The following is a 17,834-nucleotide window of genomic DNA, read 5'->3' on the forward strand; positions in this document are numbered from 1 at the left end:
CGGGCGCCCCGCCCCTTCCTGGTCCCGCCCACGTCCACTCGACCTTCCAGGAGCAGCCATGACCGCCGATCCTCCGGTGGAAGCAACCGCACCCCGGGCCCTCGCGGGCCTCCTCGAGCCGATCCGCCGCCGCCCGACGCGCCTCGGCCTCGTCTCGGGCGGCCTCGCTGCGTACTGGCCACAGTTCCCCGCCCTGCTGCCCCAGCTGCAGGAATCGGCGCGCTACGTCACGGCCAGGTTCAACGGGCTCGATGCCGAGGTGACCGACGTCGGCTTCGTCTCCGACGCGCGGGAGGCGGCGCTCGCCGCGGAGGAGCTGCGCCGCGCGGACTGCGACCTGATCGTCATCTTCCTCACCACCTACCTGACATCCTCGATGGTGCTGCCGATCGCCCAGCGGTCGATGACACCGGTCCTCGTGATCGACCTGCAGCCCACCGAGGCCATGGACCATGCGAACTTCGACACCGGGAGATGGCTCGCCTACTGCGGCCAGTGCCCGGTGCCCGAGGTGGCGAACGTCTTCAAACGTGCCGGCATCCCCTTCCGGTCCGTCTCGGGCCACCTGAAGCAGGAATCGGCGTGGCAGCGCATCAGCCAGTGGGTCCACGCGGCCGGGGTCCGCGGGAGGCTGCGGCACGCCCGACACGGGCTCATGGGTCACGTCTACCCGGGCATGCTCGACGTCTCCACCGATCTCACCACGGTGTCGACGACGTTCGGTTCGCACGTGGAGGTGGTCGAGTTCGACGACCTGCGCGAGTTCGTCGGGGAGGTGACCGATGAGCAGGTACGCGAGCGGATGGCCCTGGCCCGGAGCCTGTTCGTCGTGGACGATTCCGTGCTCGACGAGGACTTCGCCTGGGGTGCGAAGGTGTCCGTCGGACTCGACCGACTCGTCAGCGAATTCGACCTCGACTCCCTCGCCTATTACCACCGGGGCCTCGCCGGTGAGCAGCACGAGCGCCTCGGCGCAGGGATGATCCTCGGCGCCTCCATCCTCACCGCCCGAGGTGTACCGATGGCGGGCGAATACGAGCTGCGGACGTCGATCGCCATGCTCGCCGCACAGGCCATGGGCGCCGGCGGGTCCTTCACCGAGATCCAGGCGCTGAACTTCTCCGACGGCGTGGTGGAGATGGGCCACGACGGTCCGGCCCATCTCGCCGTCAGCGCCGCGGACCCGCTGCTGCGCGGGCTCGGCGTCTATCACGGCAAGCGCGGCTGGGGCGTCTCGGTGGAGTTCGATGTGCGGCACGGGCCGGTCACGACGTTCGGCATCGGACAGGACCCGGACGGCTCCTACGTCTTCATCACGTCCGAGGGGACAGTGGTTCCCGGGCCGCTGCTGTCGATCGGCAACACGACGTCGCGCGTGGATTTCGGGGGAGACCCCGGGCTCTGGGTCGACGAGTGGAGCCAGACCGGCATCGGCCACCATTGGGCGCTGTGCGTCGGGCACCGTGCCGCCGGGGTGAAGGCCGCGGCGTCACTCCTCGGCGTCGAGCACCGCCACGTCTCCCTCTGAACCACACCCACCAGCGAAGGAACAGATATCCATGGAACGCGTGTGCTTCCAGTTGCAGGTCCGGCCCGAGCGCATCCCCGAGTACCGGAAGCGCCACACGGCGATCTGGCCGGACATGGCGCGTGCCCTCAAGGACACCGGGTGGAACAACTACTCCCTGTTCCTGCGCCCGGACGGACTGCTGATCGGATACGTGGAGTGCGAGGACTTCGCGGCGTCCCAGGCGGCCATGGCCGACACCGAGGTCAATGCCCGGTGGCAGGCGGAGATGGGGCCGTTCTTCGTGTCGCTCGAGGGGCGGCCTGACGAGGGCTTCCTGCGGCTGGACGAGGTCTTCCACCTCGAGGACCAGCTCTAGGCCGAGGGGAGCAGCCCGCCCTCGACCGCCCGCTCCCCTCGCCGGGTCAGGGGTTGACGGTGATCCTCGGGATCGACGCCGTGACCAGTGAACCGTCGGCGCGGCGGCTTCCTTCGATGTCACTGGTGGTGGGCGTTCCGGTCAGGCGCGGTCCCTGGCCGTCGAGACCGACCGTCACCGGCGCTCCGGCGGTCACCCGGACCGTGCGGCCCCGCACCGAGACCGTCGCCGAATCGCCCGTCTCCACCGTCAGGGTGAGGGCGTCCTGCGCAACATCCACGCGCACCCGGGTCCCGAGGAGGGTGATGTGGAAGCTCACGCGTGTCCAGCCCTCCGGCAGCCGCGGTTCGAACGTGATCCGGCCGCCGTGATCCCTCATGCCGCCGAAACCGTAGACCAGGGCGCTCCAGACCCCGCCGGTCGAAGCGACGTGGATGCCGTCCGACGTGTTGCGGTGGAGGTCGGCGAGGTCGACGAACAGGGCGGACATGAAGTACTTGAGGGCGAGGTCGTGGTACCCCACCTCCGCGGCGATGATCGACTGGACGACGGCGGACAGGGTCGAGTCGCCCGTGGTCAGGGCCTCGTAGTACTCGAAGTCCGAGCGCTTCTGCGCCATGGTGAACTCGTGCCCTTGGAGGTGGAGGGCGAGGACGACGTCGGCCTGCTTGAGCACCTGGAAGCGGTAGATCACGAGCGGGTGGTAGTGCAGCAGCAGGGGCCGCTTGCTCGGAGGAGTGTTCTCGAGGTCCCACAGCTCCTTCTCGAGGAACGCCGCGTCCTGGGGGTGGATGCCCGCTCGCTCGTCGAAGGGGATGTGCATCCTGGCCGCGGCGTGCGTCCACTCGGACAGCTCGTCATCCTGCAGGTCGAGGCGCGCGACCATCAGTTCGTAGGCGGCGGGATCGACGGCCCGGAGTGATTCGACGGCGTGCACCGCGGAACGCAGATTGGCTCGCGCCATCACGTTCGTGTACAGGTTGTCGTTCACGACGGTCGTGTACTCGTCGGGGCCCGTCACGCCATGGATGTGGAAGTTGTCATCACCGTTGCTGCGCCAGAACCCCAGGTCGGCCCACATCCTCGCGGTCTCCACGAGGATGTCGATCGCGCCGCGGTTGAGGAAGTCGCTGTCACCCGTCGCGGCCACGTACTGCATCAGGGCATAGGAGATGTCCGCGTCGATGTGGTACTGGGCGGTGCTCGCCGCGTAGTACGCCGACGACTCCTGGCCGTTGATCGTGCGCCAGGGGAACAGTGCGCCGCGCTGGTTCAGTTCGGCTGCACGCGCCCGTGCAGGCTCGAGCATCGACTGCCGGAAGCGGAGGGCGTTCCGCGCGACGACGGGCGCGGTGTAGCTCAGGAAGGGCAGGACGTAGACCTCGGTGTCCCAGAAGTAGTGCCCGCCGTACCCGGAGCCGGAGACGCCCTTCGCGGCGATGCCCCCGCCATCGGTGCGGGCCGTGGACTGGGCGAGCTGGAAGAGGTTCCACCGGACGGCCTGCTGGATGACCGGCTGGTCCTCGATCTCGACGTCCGAGCGGTGCCAGTAGTCCGCCAGCCAGTCGCGCTGCTTCCGGAAGTGCTCGGGAAGCGAGGTCTCACGCGCGCGATCGAGGGTGCGGCTGCAGCGGTCGGCGAGCTCACGCACCGGTACGGCGCGCGCCGTGTGGTAGGTGATGTGCTTCACGAGGCGGACCGGCCGGCCCGGCTTGGCCTTGACCCGGTACACATGCTTCGCGAGGTCGTCCTCGATGTGGGACGTCGCATCCCACTCGTTGTCCGTGTCCAGGTCGTGTTCGATCCCGCAGGCGATGGTCATCTGCGAGTTCGTCGTGCTGTAGCCCAGCAGGTAACGGGAGCCGACAACGCGTTTGAGGCGCGGCTGGAGGACCCGGTCACGGAACGATTCGGCCTTCCGCGGATCGAATGCCCCGCCCTCCGGGAGGAGGTTGACCTGATACTCGTCCACGCCGTCCTGACGGTTGAGGATCTGGCTGGAGAGGAGGATGGACGCCTCGGAGTCGAGCATCTCCACCTCGTACTCGATGATCGCGAGATGCCTGTCGGTGAGGGAGACCATGCGGCGGGACCGGATGAGCACGCGCTTGCCCGAGGGGGTCCGCCACTCGACCTCGCGCGTCAGGACGCCGTCGGCGAAGTCCAGGCGGCGTGAGTGCCGCAGGATGTCGGCCTCCGTCAGGACGAAGGGTTCGTCGTCCACGTACAGGCGGATGATCTTCGCATCGGGGGCGTTGACGATCGTCTGTCCAACCCGCGCGAAACCGAAGGCTTCCTCCGCATGCTGGATGGGCCACGTCTCGTGGAAACCGTTGATGAACGTGCCGTAGGCGTGCCCGTCCCTGCCCTCGTCGAGGTTGCCCCGCATGCCGAGGTAACCATTGCCCACGGCGAAGAGCGTCTCGTTGTGGCCCTGCTTCCCGGCATCGAATCCTGTCTCGACGAGTGCCCACTCGTCGACGGGGAAGCGGTTGCGGTCGACGGGGTCTGCGGTGATGAGGTTCATGGGAGGTCCTGGGTGTCCTGGGGGTGCGGGGGTGGTGGCAGAACTCAGCGGGCGGGGAGGAGGGGGACCAGCTCGGCGAGGTCCTCGACCACCAGGTCGGCGCCGTGGGCCAGCAGCGTCTCCGCGCCCACGCCGCGATCGACGCCGATGACGAGTCCGAACTGACCTGCCCTCCCGGCGTCGATCCCCGACGGTGCGTCCTCGACGACCGCGCAGGCGGAGGCGGGAAGCCCCAGGAGGCCCGCGGCGTGGAGATAGGTGTCCGGTGCGGGCTTGCCTGCCACGCCGTGTTCCACCGAGAGCAGGCCGTCGACGACGACTCCGAAGCGATCGCTGAGCCCGGCGGCCGCCAGGACGGCGGTGCCGTTGCGTGAACTCGTGACCACCGCCATCATCAGGCCGCTCGCTGCGGCGGCGTCGAGCAGCTTGACGGAGCCCGGATACGCGGTGACGCCCTGGTCCCGGAGCGTCTCGTTGAAGGTCCTGTTCTTCCGGTTGCCCAGTCCGAAGACGGTCTCGAGCTCCGGTCCGTCCTCGGGATGTCCCTCCGGCAGGGAGATGCCGCGCGAGGCGAGGAATGCCCGCACGCCGTCGTAGCGGGGCCGGCCGTCGATGTAGGTGAAGTAGTCCTCGTCCGTGTAGGCCTGGTGGTTCCCCCTCGACTCCAGGAATGCGCCGAACAGCCGCGACCAGGCCTGCCGGTGGACGTCGGCCGTGGGGGTGAGGACGCCGTCGAGGTCGAAGAGCAGCGCCCGGAGGGATGCGAGGCGGGTCGAGGCTGGGGATCGGGACACGGCACGACAGCTTTCCGAGGAGGGGTGATGGCATTGTTTCCGCGCGCGGAAAGAACGGGTCGAGGACGGTCGCCATCGACGAGGAGGGGAAAGGTGAGGGCCGGCGCCGGGCAGGGGATCCTTCACGGATCCGCCTGAACGGGGAATGGCCCTGGAAGGCTCAGTCTAGCCTTCGGTGTACCTGCGATCCCACCGGCTGATGGCCCTTGCGCTTATCGTCATCCGTCCTGGTCGGCCGGGACCCGCCGTGCCACGTGCAGCAGGGTGACGGCAAGGATTCCCGCCACCGGGCTCCACAGACGCCGTTCCAGGCGGGATCGTGATGCCAGGTTCATCAGGGTGCCCACGGCCATCAGGCCCGAGGCGCCCGTCAGGACGCGACGCCTCGTCGTCGCGCCGGGGCCCCTGCCGAGCGTGACCAGGGCCAGTGCGGCATAGGCGACCGAGGAGATGGTGCTTGCCGTCCGGTACCTGACGGGCAGGGAACCCGGGTGGATGCCGCCATAGGCGGCTCTTCCCCACGGTGCTCCGAACGCCAGCGCCGCCTGGAACGCCGCGACGACGGTGAGGAGGAGGGCAGCGAGGACGGTGACGCCCTGGTGTGCCGGGGCGGGGGAAGGAGGTCGGGTCATGCTCGGATCGTACCGACCCGCGCCGTGCCGACGCCGGATCGACGCGTCGCCTGGACCCAGCGGCCGTCGATCGCCCGGGCGGCAGCCGGGCACGCCTGCAGGTGAAGGCGCAACGGTTGGCCCGTCAGTAGCTCGCCGGGGACCCCCCGGACGGCGGGACGAACGTGGCGGCGAGGGCCTCGGACCCGCGGGCGAGGAGGGCGACGTCGGCGCCGACGAGGAGGAAGCGGGCGCCGGCGTCCAGGTAACCCCGCGCCGTGACCGGGTTGAAGGCGTTGACTCCTGCCGGTTTCCCGGCGCGCCGGGCTGCTGCGAGGCAGTGCTCGACGGCGGCGCGCACGTCCGGATGTTCCTGCTGCCCGAGCAGGTCCATGGACGCGGCGAGGTCGGAGGGGCCCAGGAAGATCGCGTCCACGCCGTCGACCGCGAGGATGTCCTCCACCGCGTCGACGGCGGTCGCCGATTCGATCTGCACGGTCACGCTGATCGTGGAGGACGCATCCGCCAGATAGTCGGGGATCCTGTTCCAGCGGGCTGCGCGGGCCAGCGCCGAGCCGACCCCGCGGACGCCCTCGGGCGGATACCGGGTGGCGGCGACCACCGCCTCGGCATCGGCCACCGTGTCGACCATCGGGATCAGGAGGTTCTGGACGCCCAGGTCGAGGTACTGCTTGATCAGCACGGTGTCGTTGACCGGCGGCCGGACGAGGGCCTGCACCGGATACCCGGAGACGGCCTGGAGCTGGGCGAGGATGGACTCGAGCCCGTTGGGACTGTGCTCCGCGTCGATGAGGAGCCAGTCCAGCCCGGAACCGGCGCAGATCTCGGCGACGAGCGGGCTGCCGGAGCAGACCCACATGCCGGCGAGCGGCCGATCCGCGGCGGCAAGGGCTTCGGCGAAAGCGGGTCCTAGACGAAGCGGCATGTGACGGCTCCCAGGGGTCCGTAGTCGGCATGGACGGTGTCGCCCCGATGAACCCACAGGGGCCGGGTGAAGGAGCCGGCGAGGATGATGTCCCCTGCCTTGAGGCCGTCGCCGTGGGCGGCGATCCTGTTGGCGAGCCAGTGCACGCCGGCGGCCGGGTGGTCGAGCACGCCGGCCGCCACGCCGGTCTCCTCGACCACCTGGTTCCTGTAGAGGATGGCGGACACCCAGCGCAGGTCGACGGCGTCGGGCCGGACCGGGCGCCCGCCGACCACCATGGCGCCCATGGCGGCGTTGTCCGCGATGGTGTCCACGATGGTCCGGCCTTCCATCTCGATCCGTGAGTCCAGGATCTCGAGGGCCGGCACGACGTGGTCCGTGGCGTTGAGGACGTCGAAGATGGTGCAGCCGGGGCCCGCGAGGTCGGCCTTGAGGACGAACGCGAGTTCGACCTCGACCCGGGGGTGCGAGTACCGGCTCCACTCGACCGAGCAGCCCGTCTCAAGGACCATGTCGTCGAAGATGGCGCCGTAATCGGGCTCGGTGATCCCGGTGGCCGCCTGCATGGCCCTGCTGGTGAGGCCGATCTTGCGCCCGACGAGCCGGCGGCCCGCTTCCTCGTTGCGCTGCCGCCACAACCGCTGGACGGCGTAGGAGTCCTCCACCGTCATGCCCGGGTGGCGTGCGGTGAGCAGGGGGACGGGCGCGCGCGTTCGGGCGGCGTCGAGCAGTTCATCGGCGATCCGGCTGATGGTGAGGGAATCGAGCATCGGGTTCCTTCGCTGGGCCTGGGCGGGTGGTCAGAGTTGCGTGCCGAGTTTGAAGCCCTCGGCCGCGCCGCCGTCGTCCCTGCGGGTGTAGGAGAAGCCGTCCGCGCCGACGGTGACGGCCATCTCGCTGCGCTCGTCCCGCTCGGTGACGGGCTGCGGGTTGCCGTCGAGGTCCAGCACGAGGGACGCCTCGGTGTACCAGGACGGGACCACGGGGTTGCCCCACCAGTCGCGGCGCTGGTTGTCGTGGACGTCCCACGTGATGGTGGGGTTGTCGGGGTCCCCCGTGTAGTAGTCCTGGCAGTAGATCTCGATGCGGTGACCGTCCGGGTCGAGGATGTAGAGGTAGAAGGCGTTGGACACGCCGTGGCGCCCGGGCCCGCGCTCGATGCGGTCGCTGATGCGCAGCGCGCCCATCTTGTCGCAGATCTGGATGATGTTGTGCTTCTCGTGGGTGGCGAACGCGACGTGGTGCATGCGCGGTCCGTTGCCGCCGGTGAGCGCGGTGTCATGCACCGTCTGCTTGCGGTGCATCCAGACGGCGTAGGTCACGCCGTCGGAGTCCTGGATGTCCTCCGAGACGCGGAAGCCGAGGTCCTCGAGGTACGCCCGTCCACGCGGCACGTCGGGGGTGACCTGGTTGAAGTGGTCCAGGCGCACCAGTTCCCCCGCGGAATACAGGTCGTAGCGCTGGGTGAGGCGCTCCACGTGCTGGACCTCGTGGAAGAACTCGTAGGGGAAGCCCAGGGGGTCCTCGACGCGCACGGAATCGCCGACACCCTTGGTGAAACCGTTCGCACGGCGCTCCGTCCGGCAGCCCAGCTCCCGGTAGTAGGCCTCCGCGGCGTCGACCTCCGCGGGTGACCTCACCCGGTAGGCGAAGGCGGCGACGGCGGCCACCGGCCCCCGGCGCAGGACGAGGTTGTGGTGGATGAACTCCTCGAGGGAGCGCAGGTAGATCGCGTCGCCGTCCTCCTCGGTGACGTGCAGGCCGAGGACGTCGACGTAGAACGCACGCGAGCGGGCGAGGTCGGTGACCACGATCTCCATGTAGGCGCAGCGGACGATGTCCGGGGCGGGGACCGACGGCGTGGGCACGGGATGGGACATGGGAATCTCTCTTCGTCGAGCGAACGGGGACGGGTCAGCCTTCGTTGGCGGCGGAGGCCTCGACGCTGCCGAACCTCGGGGTGTGGACGGTGCCGAGCGTGATGTGCACGGCCTGCTGGTCGGTGTAGAAGTCGATGGAGCGGTACCCGCCCTCGTGGCCGAGGCCCGAGGCCTTGACGCCGCCGAAGGGGGTGCGCAGGTCGCGGACGTTGTGGCTGTTGAGCCACACCATCCCGGCCTCCACGTCCTGCGCGAAGGTGTGCGCGCGCGTCAGGTCCTTCGTCCAGATGTACGCCGCGAGCCCGTAGCGCGTGTTGTTGGCCAGTTCCAGGGCCTCGGCGTCGGTGTCGAACGGCGTGATGGCGACGACGGGACCGAAGATCTCCTCCTGGAAGATCCGCGCATCCGGGGCTACGTCCGCGAAGACCGTGGGCGCGATGTAGTTCCCCTGCGGGAGGTGCTCGGGGCGGCCGCCGCCGGCGAGGAGGCGGCCCTCGGTCTTGCCGATCTCCACGTAGGAGGCCACCTTGTCGTAGTGCTCCGGGTGCACGAGGGCCCCGACCTCCGTGGCCGGGTCGTGCGGGTCGCCGACGACGATGGTCTTCGCCCGGGCGGCGTACTTCTCGCAGAACTCGTCGTAGACCGGGCGCTCGACCAGGATGCGGGAGCCGGCGGTGCAGCGCTCCCCGTTGAGGGAGAACACCCCGAACAGGGCCGAGTCGATGGCGGCGTCGATGTCCGCGTCGGCGAACACGACGCAGGGCGATTTGCCGCCGAGTTCCATGGACAGGCCCTTGAGGTTCGCGGCGGCGTTGCGGAAGATCGTCCGGCCCGTGGTGGTCTCGCCCGTGAAGGAGATCAGGGGCACGTCCGGGTGCTTCACGAGGGCGTCGCCGGCTTCCTCGCCGAGGCCGTTGACGAGGTTGAAGACGCCGTCGGGCAGGCCCGCGTCCTTGAAGATCTGCGCCCACAGGGACGCCGAGAGGGGCGTGAACTCGGCGGGCTTGAGCACCACGGTGTTCCCGGTGGCCAGGGCGGGCGCGAGTTTCCAGGACTCCAGCATGAACGGCGTGTTCCACGGCGTGATGAGTCCCGCGACGCCGATCGGCTTCCGGTTCACGTAGTTGATCTGCGAGCCCGGTACCTTCATGGCGTCGTCGAACTGGGCCACGATCAGGTCCGCGAAGAAGCGGAAGTTCTCCGCGGCCCGCAGTGCCTGGCCCTTGGCCTGCGTGATGGGCAGCCCGGTGTCGAAGGTCTCGAGTTCGGCGAGCCGTTCCTCCTGGGCCTCCACGGCGTCGGCGATCCGGTTGAGCACACGGGCACGCTCGCGAGGCTTCATCCTCGGCCACGGTCCGTTCGTGAAGGCCTCCCTGGCAGCGGCCACCGCGAGGTCGATGTCCTCCTGCTGCCCGGCCGCCGCAGTGGCGTAGGCGGTGTTGGACACGGGGTCCAGGACCTCGAACGTCTCCCCGCCCACGGAGTCGACGAAGCGGCCGTCGATGTAGTGCTGGAGGGAGGACGGCAGTCCCTCCGGGATGTGCTGCGGGTTCGCTGCCGCTGCTGGTGCACCGGGGATCGTCATGGGGTGGTCCTAACCGTGGGGGTGGGCGGGGTCGCGTGCGCCGTGCCGTCGTGGGTGCTGTGGTGCGCGAGGTAGGCGTCGAGGGTGGCACCGCGGTGGCGCCGGGCCGCCCACTCGATCGTGGTGGCGTCGGCTCCCGAGCCGATCAGGGCCAGCAGCTCCTCGTGTTCCTCGACGGACTCGCGGGCGCGCTCCGGCACGAAACGGAAGGTCGAGGACCGCAGCGACGCGAGCCGGTTCCATCCCCGGTGCACCAGGTCCAGGATGTGCGGATTGGGGCAGTGCTCGAAGAGGATGGCGTGGAAGTCCTGGTTCAGGCGGGTGAAGCGCAGGGGGTCGAAGTCCTGCAGGCAGGCACGCATCTCCTCGTTGACCGCACGGGCACGCGCGATGTCCCCGGCGCCGATCAGCGGTGCGGACAGCGCGGTCGCGGCGCCTTCGACAAGGCTCAGGGTCTGCATCGTGTAGAGGTATTCGGTGGGGTCGATCCCCGCGACGGTGGCGCCGACGTTCCGCTGGAAGGTGACCAGGCCCTCGGCTTCGAGGCGGCGGATGGCCTCACGCACGGGCACCACGCTGACCCCCAGGTCCTGGGCGATCGCGGCGAGGACCAGACGATGCCCGGGCGGATAGCTGCCCCCCACGATCCGCTGCTTGACGGCGTCGTAGGCCTGCTGCGACTTGCTGGCCCCTGCGGGCGCGTCGTTGGAGATCGAGGCCGGCTCAGTCATGGGCGTGCCCTTCGCGCCACCGGTCGTAGCGCTCCCGCCAGGCGGCGTTCAGCGGGTACAGGCCGTCCACGCCGTGGCCGCCGGCCACCATCTCGGCGATGAACGCCTCCTCGAGTTCCTGCACGGCGGCGTCCTCGGCCAGTTCCGCCGCGAGGAAGGGCGGGATCACGAGGATGCCGTCGGCATCGGCCACGATGATGTCGCCGGGCTGGACGGTCGTGCCGCCGCAGGCGATGGTGACGTCGGTGTCCCACGGGATGTGGCGCCGGCCCAGCACGGCAGGGTGCGGGTTGGCGTAGAAGGTGGGCATGTCCAGGGCCGCGACCGCCGCGACGTCGCGGACGCCGCCGTCGGTGATGATCGCCGCAGCGCCGCGGACCTGGGCCCGGAGGGCCAGGATGTCCCCCACGGTGCCGGTGCCCTTCTCCCCGCGGGCCTCCATGACGAGGATCTCGCCCTCACCGATGGCGTCGATGGCGCGCTTCTGGGCGTTGTAGCCCGCGCCGTGGGCAGCGAAGAGGTCCTCGCGGTTCGGTACGTAGCGGAGGGTGCGGGCGAGGCCGACGACGCGCCGGCCCGGCTGCGTGGAGGTCAGGCCGTCGATGCTGACGTTGTTCAGCCCGCGCTTCCGGAGCTGGGCGGAGAGGGTCGCGGTGGAGACCTGCCCGAGCTTCTCCCTGAGTTCGGGCGTGAGGACCCTACCCGGCCCTGCCGGTTCGCCGAGCCCTGCCGCTTGGCGGGAGCCGTAGGCCTCCTCGCGCTGGAGGTCGTCGACCTTCGGGCGGGCGCCGAACGCCGCCAGCGGCGTCGTGCCCTCGGTGACCGTGGTGGCCAGCCTCCCCGTGGAGAGGCCGGCGGCGGCCACTTCGACCTCCAGCAGGTCGCCCGGACCGGCGACGGACGCTCCCGCCGGCGTGCCGGTGAGGATGATGTCGCCGGCTTCGAGCGTGAGGAGCTGCGACAGGTCGGCGATGAGCCGGGCGAACGGGAAGAGGAGGTCGGCGGAGGTGTCGTCCTGCACCAGCGTGCCGTTGTGCCAGGTGCGGATCCGGAGCGCGGCGGGGTCGACGTCGGACGCCGGGATCAGGCGGGGACCCACCGGGGTGAAGCCGTCCCCGCCCTTGGACCGCAGGTTGGATCCCTTGTCCGCGTAGCGCAGGTCGTACACGCCGAGGTCGTTGCCGGCCGTGACCCAGCGGACGTGGCTCCAGGCCGTCTCGAGGGGGACCCCGCGGGCGGGGGCGCCGATGACGAGGGCGATCTCCCCCTCGAAGCCGAGCAGCTCGCAGCCGGCGGGACGTTCCACGGTCGACCCGGACAGGGCCAGGGACGACGGCGGTTTCAGGAAGTACGACGGCTGCTCGGGCGTGCGTCCGCGCTGGGCGGTCCGGCTGGGGTAGTTGAGGTGGACGGCGATCACCTTGCGGGCTGCGGCCAGGACGCCGTCGTCGAGCAGATCCACCCGTTGCTCCTCATCGAGTACGAAATCGTATACGAAGAGTAGGCGGGCGTCCCCGGCACGTCAAGGGCGGCGCCGGTCCGGTGGTCCCTGCACCCGGCTGAGCTCCGGAGCGCGGACCGGTCTCACCGGGGCCATGGTGGTGGGCCCCGTTTCGTGGTGGAATTGGCACCCGAAGTTCCGCCCGGCCCGTTCACCGGGGCGAGGCTTCAGCTCCGCTTCCGGCACGGGCTCCGACTTGGGAGACACCCATGGCCGACCGCACTGCACGCACCCACCACTCGAAGCGCGGCACCCGCAAGCGGTGGGGTGACCTGACGGCCGGACAGAAGACGAGGGTGATGATCCTCGCCTCCGTGCAACTGTCCCTCGCGGCCACCGCCTGGGCGGACCTGGCAACCCGCCCCCGGGAGACGGTCAACGGCCCCAAGGGCATGTGGGCCGCGATCATCGCGATCAACTTCGCCGGCCCGGTGGCGTACTTCTGGAAGGGCATCCGACGCTGAGAGCCTCAGCCGGCCGTTGAGTACCGCCTCCCTGCGGGCTACCATCGCCCTACAAAAGAAGAACGGCGTGTTCGATTATCGAACGAGCAGGCAGCGGCACAACCACAATGAAGTGAGGCCAGCCCGTGCAATTCCACCACCACGGCTACGTGTCCGGCGACCCCCGCGTCCAACCGGCCGCCGGCGTCGGCCTCGACCGTCCCGAGGAACTCCCGGACGAGGTCGACGTCCTCGTCATCGGCACCGGACCAGCCGGCATGATCGCCGCAGCGCAGCTCTCGCAGTTCCCTGGCATCAGCACGCGCATCGTGGAGCGACGCCCGGGCAGGCTCGTCATCGGCCAGGCGGACGGCATCCAGGCCCGCAGCGTCGAGACGTTCCAGGCCTTCGGGTTCGCCCACCGCATCATCGACGAGGCCTACCGGATCGTCGAGATGGCGTTCTGGAAGCCGGACCCCCAGGACTCCTCGCGCATCGTCCGCACGGCCCGTCCCGACGACGACCCGACCGGCATCAGCGAGTTCCCCCACCTCATCGTCAACCAGGCCCGCGTCCTCGACTACTTCGCCGAGTTCATGAAGAACGCACCCACCCGGATGGAACCGGACTACGGTTTCGAGTTCGCCGGCCTGACGGTCGACGACGAGCACGAGTACCCGGTGTCGGTCACGCTCGTGCGCACGGCGGGCGAGCGCCAGGGTGCGGAGCGGACGGTGCGCGCGAAGTACGTGGTCGGGGCCGACGGCGCCCGCAGCAAGGTGCGGCAGGCCATCGGATGCACGCTCGCCGGCGACCAGGCCAACCACGCGTGGGGCGTCATGGACGCCGTCGCGGTCACCGACTTCCCCGACATCCGCCGCAAGTGCGCCATCCAGTCCGGGGCGGGCGGCAGCATCCTGCTCATCCCCCGCGAGGGCGGCCACCTCTTCCGCATGTACGTGGACCTCGGCAAGGTGGACCCCGAGGACAACGGAGCCGTCCGCAGCACGACGGTGGAACAGATCATCGCAAAGGCGAACCAGATCCTCAGCCCGTACACGCTCGACGTGCGCAACGTCGCTTGGCACAGCGTCTACGAGGTGGGCCATCGCCTCACGGACAGGTTCGACGACGTCCTGCCGGAGCAGATGGGAGAGCGCACTCCGCGTGTCTTCATCACGGGCGATGCCTGCCATACCCACAGCGCCAAGGCGGGCCAGGGCATGAACGTCTCGATGCAGGACGGCTTCAACCTCGGCTGGAAGCTCGGTCACGTGCTCGAGGGCCGCAGCCCGGAGAGCCTGCTGGCAACCTACTCCGCCGAGCGCCAGGTCGTCGCGAAGGACCTCATCGCGTTCGACCGGGAGTGGTCCACGCTGATGGCGAAGAAGCCCGAGGAGTTCGCCGACCCCTCGGAGCTCGAGGACTTCTACGTGCAGACGGCGGAGTTCCCGGCGGGATTCAGGACGCAGTACGCGCCGTCCGTGCTGATCGCCGAGCCCACGCACCAGGACCTCGCGGGGGGCTTCCCGATCGGCAAGCGCTTCAAGTCCGCTCCCGTGGTGCGCGTCTGCGACGGCGTGCCGATGCACCTGGGCCACCACGCGACGGCGGACGGCCGGTGGCGCATCTACGTGTTCGCGGACCGGGCGGAAGCCGGGACGGCATCGGGAGTGGCGGACCTCGCCGCATGGCTCGGCGGCACCGCCGACTCGCCCCTCGCGGCCACACCCCGGGGGGCCGATCGGGACGCCTGGTTCGACGTGAAGGTGATCTACCAGCAGGCCCACACCCGGGTGGATATCGGGCAGGTACCACGGGAGTTCAGGCCCGCGGTGGGACCCTTCGGGCTCACCGACTACGAGAAGGTGTACGCCGCGGACCCGGCCGCGGACATCTTCGACCTCCGCGGGATCGACCGCACCGGCGCCGTCGTCGTGGTCCGTCCGGACCAGTACGTGGCGCACGTGCTGCCCCTGGCCGACACCGCAGGCCTTGCCCGCTTCTTCGCCCCCCTGCTGCGGTCGCGGTCGGAGCGGGACTCCGCACGGGCACTGGCCTGACGTGCGGACCGCGGACGAGGCAACGACGGCGGCTGCCCCGGCGTCCCAGACGCTGTCCCGCGGCATCCGCGCCCTGGAGATCCTTGCCGGCGCGCCGGACGGCCTCACGACGGCGGAGATCGCGGACGCACTGGATGTCCACCGCTCCATCGCCTACCGGATCCTGCGGACGCTCGAGGAGCATGCGCTGGTCGTGCGGAACGCGGGCGGGAGGTTCCAGGCCGGGCCGGGGCTCGCGAACCTGGCCAGGGGAGTGGCACCCCGGCTGCAGGCGGCCGCACTCCCGGAGCTCACGGCGGCGGCGGCCGACCTGCAGATGACGGCGTTCATCGCCGTGCGGGACCGGCGCCACTGCGTCACCCTGGTGGCCGTGGAGCCGCCGCACGGCGAGGGGACCCTCGTCCAGCGGCCGGGCTCCCGCCACCGGTTCGACGCCGGCGCTCCGGGCATCGCCATCCAGTCGGCGCTGGCGGAAGCCGCCTGGAAGCGCCTCGCACCGGGCGAGCCGTACCGGGAGGAGTCGCGGATCGCCGCCGGCACGGGCTATGCGGTCAGCAAGGACGAGGTGATTCCGGGCGTGAGCTCCGTCGCCGCTCCGATCCGCGTCCGCGGGCAGGTTCCTGCCGCGCTCGCCGTCGTCTACCTCCGCAGCGACCGGAGCGTGGAGGAGATCGGTGCCCGCGTCGCCCGGGCCGCCCACGCCGTCGAAGCCGTCCTATGAGTCCCTCTCGCGCCATCCCCGACCCCACGCTGCCAAGGAGTGCCCATGCCGACCCTTCCCCTGCGCGCCTCGGCCGCCGATCCCGCCACCCTCGACGTCGAGGAGACGTGGTCGCGTGACCGCATCGAGTCCGTCCAGCTCGAACGGCTTCAGGCCACGCTCGCCCATGCCTATGCACGCGTGCCGCTGTACAGGCGGAAGTTCGACGACGCGGGCGTCCACCCGGAGGACCTGCGTGAGCTGACGGACCTGGCCAGGTTCCCGTTCACCACCAAGGAGGACCTGCGCAGCACGTACCCGTTCGGCATGTTCGCCGTGCCGCAGTCCCGGGTGGCGCGGATCCACGCGTCGTCGGGCACCACCGGTCAGCCGACCGTCGTCGGGTACACCACCGGGGACCTGGACCGCTGGGCCTCGCTCGTCGCGCGCTCGCTGCGGGCCTCCGGCGTGAGGGCGGGCTGGAAGGTCCACAACGCCTACGGCTACGGCCTGTTCACGGGCGGGCTGGGCGCCCACGCGGGCGCCGAGAAGCTGGGCTGCACCGTGATCCCCATCTCGGGCGGCCAGACCGAGCGGCAGGTCCAGCTCATCCGCGACTTCGAGCCCGACGCCATCCTCGCGACCCCGACCTACCTGCTGACCATCCTCGACGCCATGGCAGCCGCCGGTATCGATCCGCGGTCGACGTCCCTGAAGACCGGCGTCCTGGGGGCCGAGCCCTGGACGGAGGGCATGCGGCAGGAACTCGAGGGGCGCATGGGCTTCGACGCGTGCGACATCTACGGGCTGTCCGAGGTCATGGGCCCGGGCGTCGCCGGTGAGTGCGTGGAGTCCAAGGACGGTTCGCACGTGTGGGAGGACCACTTCCGCCCCGAGATCATCGACCCCTTCACGGAGGCGGTGCTCGACGACGGCCAGGCGGGTGAGCTCGTCTTCACCTCCCTGACGAAGGAGGCGCTGCCCATCATCCGGTACCGCACCCACGACCTCACCCGCCTGCTGCCCGGCACCGCCCGGCCGGGCATGCGGAGGATGGAGCGGATCACGGGCAGGAGTGACGACATGGTGGTCGTGCGCGGGGTGAACCTGTTCCCCACGCAGGTCGAGGAGCTCGCCCTGCGCATCCCGGCCCTGAGCCCGCACTTCCAGCTCGAACTCACCCGCCCGGAGGGGCAGCGCATGGACCAGCTGACCATCAGGGTGGAGCCGCGGGAGGGGGTCACGGCCGCGGACGCCGCTGCGGCCGCCGTCGAGCTCCGGCACCAGGTGAAGGCCCACATCGGCTCGACCTGCGCCGTCACCGTCGTCGAACAGGGCTCGCTCGTGCGCTCCAGCGGGAAGCTCCGGCGGATCTACGACCTCCGGCCCCGCGCCTGACGGTCCGGAGCGGGAACCCGACCGATGGTTTTCGGGGCCCTGGTACGTCTCTTGGGTGATGACGCCGATCCTCGGCGTCCCGGCCGACGGGAGTGGACATCATGGCGACGTTCGTACTGATCCATGGAGGGGGATCGACCGCCTGGGACTGGCACCTCGTGGCCGAGGCGTTGGAGGAGTCCGGTCATCAGGTGGTGGCGGTGGACCTCCCGACCGAGGACGCCGGCGCGACGCTCGAGGATTACAGCCACGTCGTCAGCTCCGCGGTCGGTCGGACCGGCGACATCGTCGTCGTCGGGCACTCCCTGGGAGGTTTCACCGCTCCGCTGGTGTGTGACGAGCTGGGTGCCGGCGGCCTCGTGTACCTCGCGGCGATGATCCCGCTGCCCGGTGAGTCGTTCGCCGACTGGTGGACAAAGACCGGCCACGATTCCGAGGAGATCGCCGAGGACCCCGAGGTTCTGTACTACAACGGCGTGCCCGACCACCTCGCCCGCCAGGCGCAGGCCCGGGAGCGTGACCAGCAGGGCGCCTGGCTGTCGCTGCCATGGCCGGGACGGCACCCGGACGTGCCCACGATGGCGATCCTGTGCCAGGACGACCATCTCTTCCCCGCAGCCTTCATGCGACGGCAGGTGCGCGAGCGCCTCGGGATCGAGCCCCTGGAGATCCCCGGCGGACACTACGCGGCCCTCGGAAACCCACGGGCGGTCGCGTCGGCGCTCGATGGCTTCGCCCGCGTGATCACCGCAGCGCCCGCCGGATGAGA

At 70.2% G+C, this 17,834-nt stretch carries 16 protein-coding genes; 7 read left to right on the forward strand and 9 right to left on the reverse strand.

The features are described from left to right. Positions 1 to 58: 58 nt before the first annotated feature. Both ACIQCY_RS00480 and ACIQCY_RS00485 read left to right on the forward strand, forming a co-directional pair. Positions 59 to 1,528: an arabinose isomerase gene (locus ACIQCY_RS00480; protein ID WP_400481924.1), complete on the forward strand. Its 1,470-nt coding sequence runs from the start codon at positions 59 to 61 to the stop codon at positions 1,526 to 1,528. 31 nt (positions 1,529 to 1,559) lie between these two features. Then, positions 1,560 to 1,886, forward strand: coding sequence for an L-rhamnose mutarotase (locus ACIQCY_RS00485; protein ID WP_400481925.1), 327 nt, complete (start codon positions 1,560 to 1,562; stop codon positions 1,884 to 1,886). Positions 1,887 to 1,932: 46 nt separating this feature from the next. Here ACIQCY_RS00485 and ACIQCY_RS00490 read toward each other — a convergent pair whose 3' ends face one another. The 9 genes from ACIQCY_RS00490 to ACIQCY_RS00530 all read right to left on the reverse strand — a co-directional run bounded on the left by ACIQCY_RS00490 (position 1,933) and on the right by ACIQCY_RS00530 (position 12,422). Continuing rightward, positions 1,933 to 4,413, reverse strand: a complete 2,481-nt coding sequence (locus ACIQCY_RS00490) for a glycoside hydrolase family 65 protein (RefSeq protein WP_400481926.1) — start codon at positions 4,411 to 4,413, stop codon at positions 1,933 to 1,935. A 44-nt stretch (positions 4,414 to 4,457) separates the two neighbouring features. Next, entirely contained in the window at positions 4,458 to 5,207 is a 750-nt protein-coding gene (locus ACIQCY_RS00495) for an HAD family hydrolase (protein WP_400481927.1), read from the reverse strand. A gap of 218 nt (positions 5,208 to 5,425) precedes the next feature. Beyond that, positions 5,426 to 5,839: a hypothetical protein gene (locus tag ACIQCY_RS00500; protein WP_400481928.1), complete on the reverse strand. Its 414-nt coding sequence runs from the start codon at positions 5,837 to 5,839 to the stop codon at positions 5,426 to 5,428. Positions 5,840 to 5,963: 124 nt separating this feature from the next. Then, entirely contained in the window at positions 5,964 to 6,764 is an 801-nt protein-coding gene (locus ACIQCY_RS00505; RefSeq protein WP_400481929.1) for an HpcH/HpaI aldolase/citrate lyase family protein, read from the reverse strand. After that, positions 6,749 to 7,534 (reverse strand): 2-oxo-hept-4-ene-1,7-dioate hydratase, encoded by a 786-nt coding sequence (gene hpaH, locus ACIQCY_RS00510; RefSeq protein WP_400481930.1) that lies wholly within the window; start codon positions 7,532 to 7,534, stop codon positions 6,749 to 6,751. The genes ACIQCY_RS00505 and hpaH overlap by 16 nt, the downstream gene beginning before the upstream one ends. 30 nt (positions 7,535 to 7,564) lie before the next feature. Continuing rightward, positions 7,565 to 8,644, reverse strand: a complete 1,080-nt coding sequence (gene hpaD / locus ACIQCY_RS00515; protein ID WP_400481931.1) for a 3,4-dihydroxyphenylacetate 2,3-dioxygenase — start codon at positions 8,642 to 8,644, stop codon at positions 7,565 to 7,567. A gap of 34 nt (positions 8,645 to 8,678) precedes the next feature. Further along, complete coding sequence (gene hpaE, locus ACIQCY_RS00520) at positions 8,679 to 10,229, reverse strand: 5-carboxymethyl-2-hydroxymuconate semialdehyde dehydrogenase (RefSeq protein WP_400481932.1); 1,551 nt, start codon at positions 10,227 to 10,229, stop codon at positions 8,679 to 8,681. Further along, positions 10,226 to 10,960, reverse strand: a complete 735-nt coding sequence (locus tag ACIQCY_RS00525) for a GntR family transcriptional regulator (protein WP_400481933.1) — start codon at positions 10,958 to 10,960, stop codon at positions 10,226 to 10,228. The genes hpaE and ACIQCY_RS00525 overlap by 4 nt, the downstream gene beginning before the upstream one ends. Further along, positions 10,953 to 12,422: a fumarylacetoacetate hydrolase family protein gene (locus tag ACIQCY_RS00530; RefSeq protein WP_400481934.1), complete on the reverse strand. Its 1,470-nt coding sequence runs from the start codon at positions 12,420 to 12,422 to the stop codon at positions 10,953 to 10,955. The genes ACIQCY_RS00525 and ACIQCY_RS00530 overlap by 8 nt, the downstream gene beginning before the upstream one ends. 248 nt (positions 12,423 to 12,670) lie before the next feature. On the opposite strand from ACIQCY_RS00530, the gene ACIQCY_RS00535 reads away from it, so the two are divergent. The 5 genes from ACIQCY_RS00535 to ACIQCY_RS00555 all read left to right on the forward strand — a co-directional run bounded on the left by ACIQCY_RS00535 (position 12,671) and on the right by ACIQCY_RS00555 (position 17,832). Further along, positions 12,671 to 12,925, forward strand: coding sequence for a hypothetical protein (locus ACIQCY_RS00535; RefSeq protein WP_400481935.1), 255 nt, complete (start codon positions 12,671 to 12,673; stop codon positions 12,923 to 12,925). A 125-nt stretch (positions 12,926 to 13,050) separates the two neighbouring features. Beyond that, positions 13,051 to 14,967, forward strand: a complete 1,917-nt coding sequence (locus ACIQCY_RS00540; RefSeq protein WP_400481936.1) for an FAD-binding monooxygenase — start codon at positions 13,051 to 13,053, stop codon at positions 14,965 to 14,967. A gap of 1 nt (position 14,968) precedes the next feature. Next, positions 14,969 to 15,688: an IclR family transcriptional regulator gene (locus tag ACIQCY_RS00545; RefSeq protein ID WP_400481937.1), complete on the forward strand. Its 720-nt coding sequence runs from the start codon at positions 14,969 to 14,971 to the stop codon at positions 15,686 to 15,688. A 45-nt stretch (positions 15,689 to 15,733) separates the two neighbouring features. Beyond that, positions 15,734 to 17,065 (forward strand): phenylacetate--CoA ligase PaaK, encoded by a 1,332-nt coding sequence (gene paaK, locus ACIQCY_RS00550; RefSeq protein WP_400481938.1) that lies wholly within the window; start codon positions 15,734 to 15,736, stop codon positions 17,063 to 17,065. 101 nt (positions 17,066 to 17,166) lie between these two features. After that, on the forward strand, positions 17,167 to 17,832 hold the full coding sequence (locus ACIQCY_RS00555; RefSeq protein ID WP_400481939.1) for an alpha/beta fold hydrolase: 666 nt from the start codon (positions 17,167 to 17,169) through the stop codon (positions 17,830 to 17,832). The last annotated feature ends 2 nt before the right edge of the window (positions 17,833 to 17,834 follow it).

This window comes from Arthrobacter sp. NPDC092385 (genome assembly GCF_044755105.1).
Lineage (GTDB): Bacteria > Actinomycetota > Actinomycetes > Actinomycetales > Micrococcaceae > Arthrobacter_D.

Excerpts from the sequence above, each read along its gene's own strand:
- ACIQCY_RS00480 (WP_400481924.1), top strand. The coding sequence starts at position 59 with ATGACCGCCGATCCTCCGGTGGAAGCAACCGCACCCCGGGCCCTCGCG.
- ACIQCY_RS00490 (WP_400481926.1), bottom strand. The coding sequence starts at position 4,413 with ATGAACCTCATCACCGCAGACCCCGTCGACCGCAACCGCTTCCCCGTC.
- hpaE (WP_400481932.1), bottom strand. The coding sequence starts at position 10,229 with ATGACGATCCCCGGTGCACCAGCAGCGGCAGCGAACCCGCAGCACATC.
- ACIQCY_RS00555 (WP_400481939.1), top strand. The coding sequence starts at position 17,167 with ATGGCGACGTTCGTACTGATCCATGGAGGGGGATCGACCGCCTGGGAC.
- ACIQCY_RS00485 (WP_400481925.1), top strand. The coding sequence starts at position 1,560 with ATGGAACGCGTGTGCTTCCAGTTGCAGGTCCGGCCCGAGCGCATCCCC.
- ACIQCY_RS00500 (WP_400481928.1), bottom strand. The coding sequence starts at position 5,839 with ATGACCCGACCTCCTTCCCCCGCCCCGGCACACCAGGGCGTCACCGTC.
- ACIQCY_RS00535 (WP_400481935.1), top strand. The coding sequence starts at position 12,671 with ATGGCCGACCGCACTGCACGCACCCACCACTCGAAGCGCGGCACCCGC.
- ACIQCY_RS00505 (WP_400481929.1), bottom strand. The coding sequence starts at position 6,764 with ATGCCGCTTCGTCTAGGACCCGCTTTCGCCGAAGCCCTTGCCGCCGCG.
- ACIQCY_RS00525 (WP_400481933.1), bottom strand. The coding sequence starts at position 10,960 with ATGACTGAGCCGGCCTCGATCTCCAACGACGCGCCCGCAGGGGCCAGC.
- hpaH (WP_400481930.1), bottom strand. The coding sequence starts at position 7,534 with ATGCTCGATTCCCTCACCATCAGCCGGATCGCCGATGAACTGCTCGAC.
- paaK (WP_400481938.1), top strand. The coding sequence starts at position 15,734 with ATGCCGACCCTTCCCCTGCGCGCCTCGGCCGCCGATCCCGCCACCCTC.
- hpaD (WP_400481931.1), bottom strand. The coding sequence starts at position 8,644 with ATGTCCCATCCCGTGCCCACGCCGTCGGTCCCCGCCCCGGACATCGTC.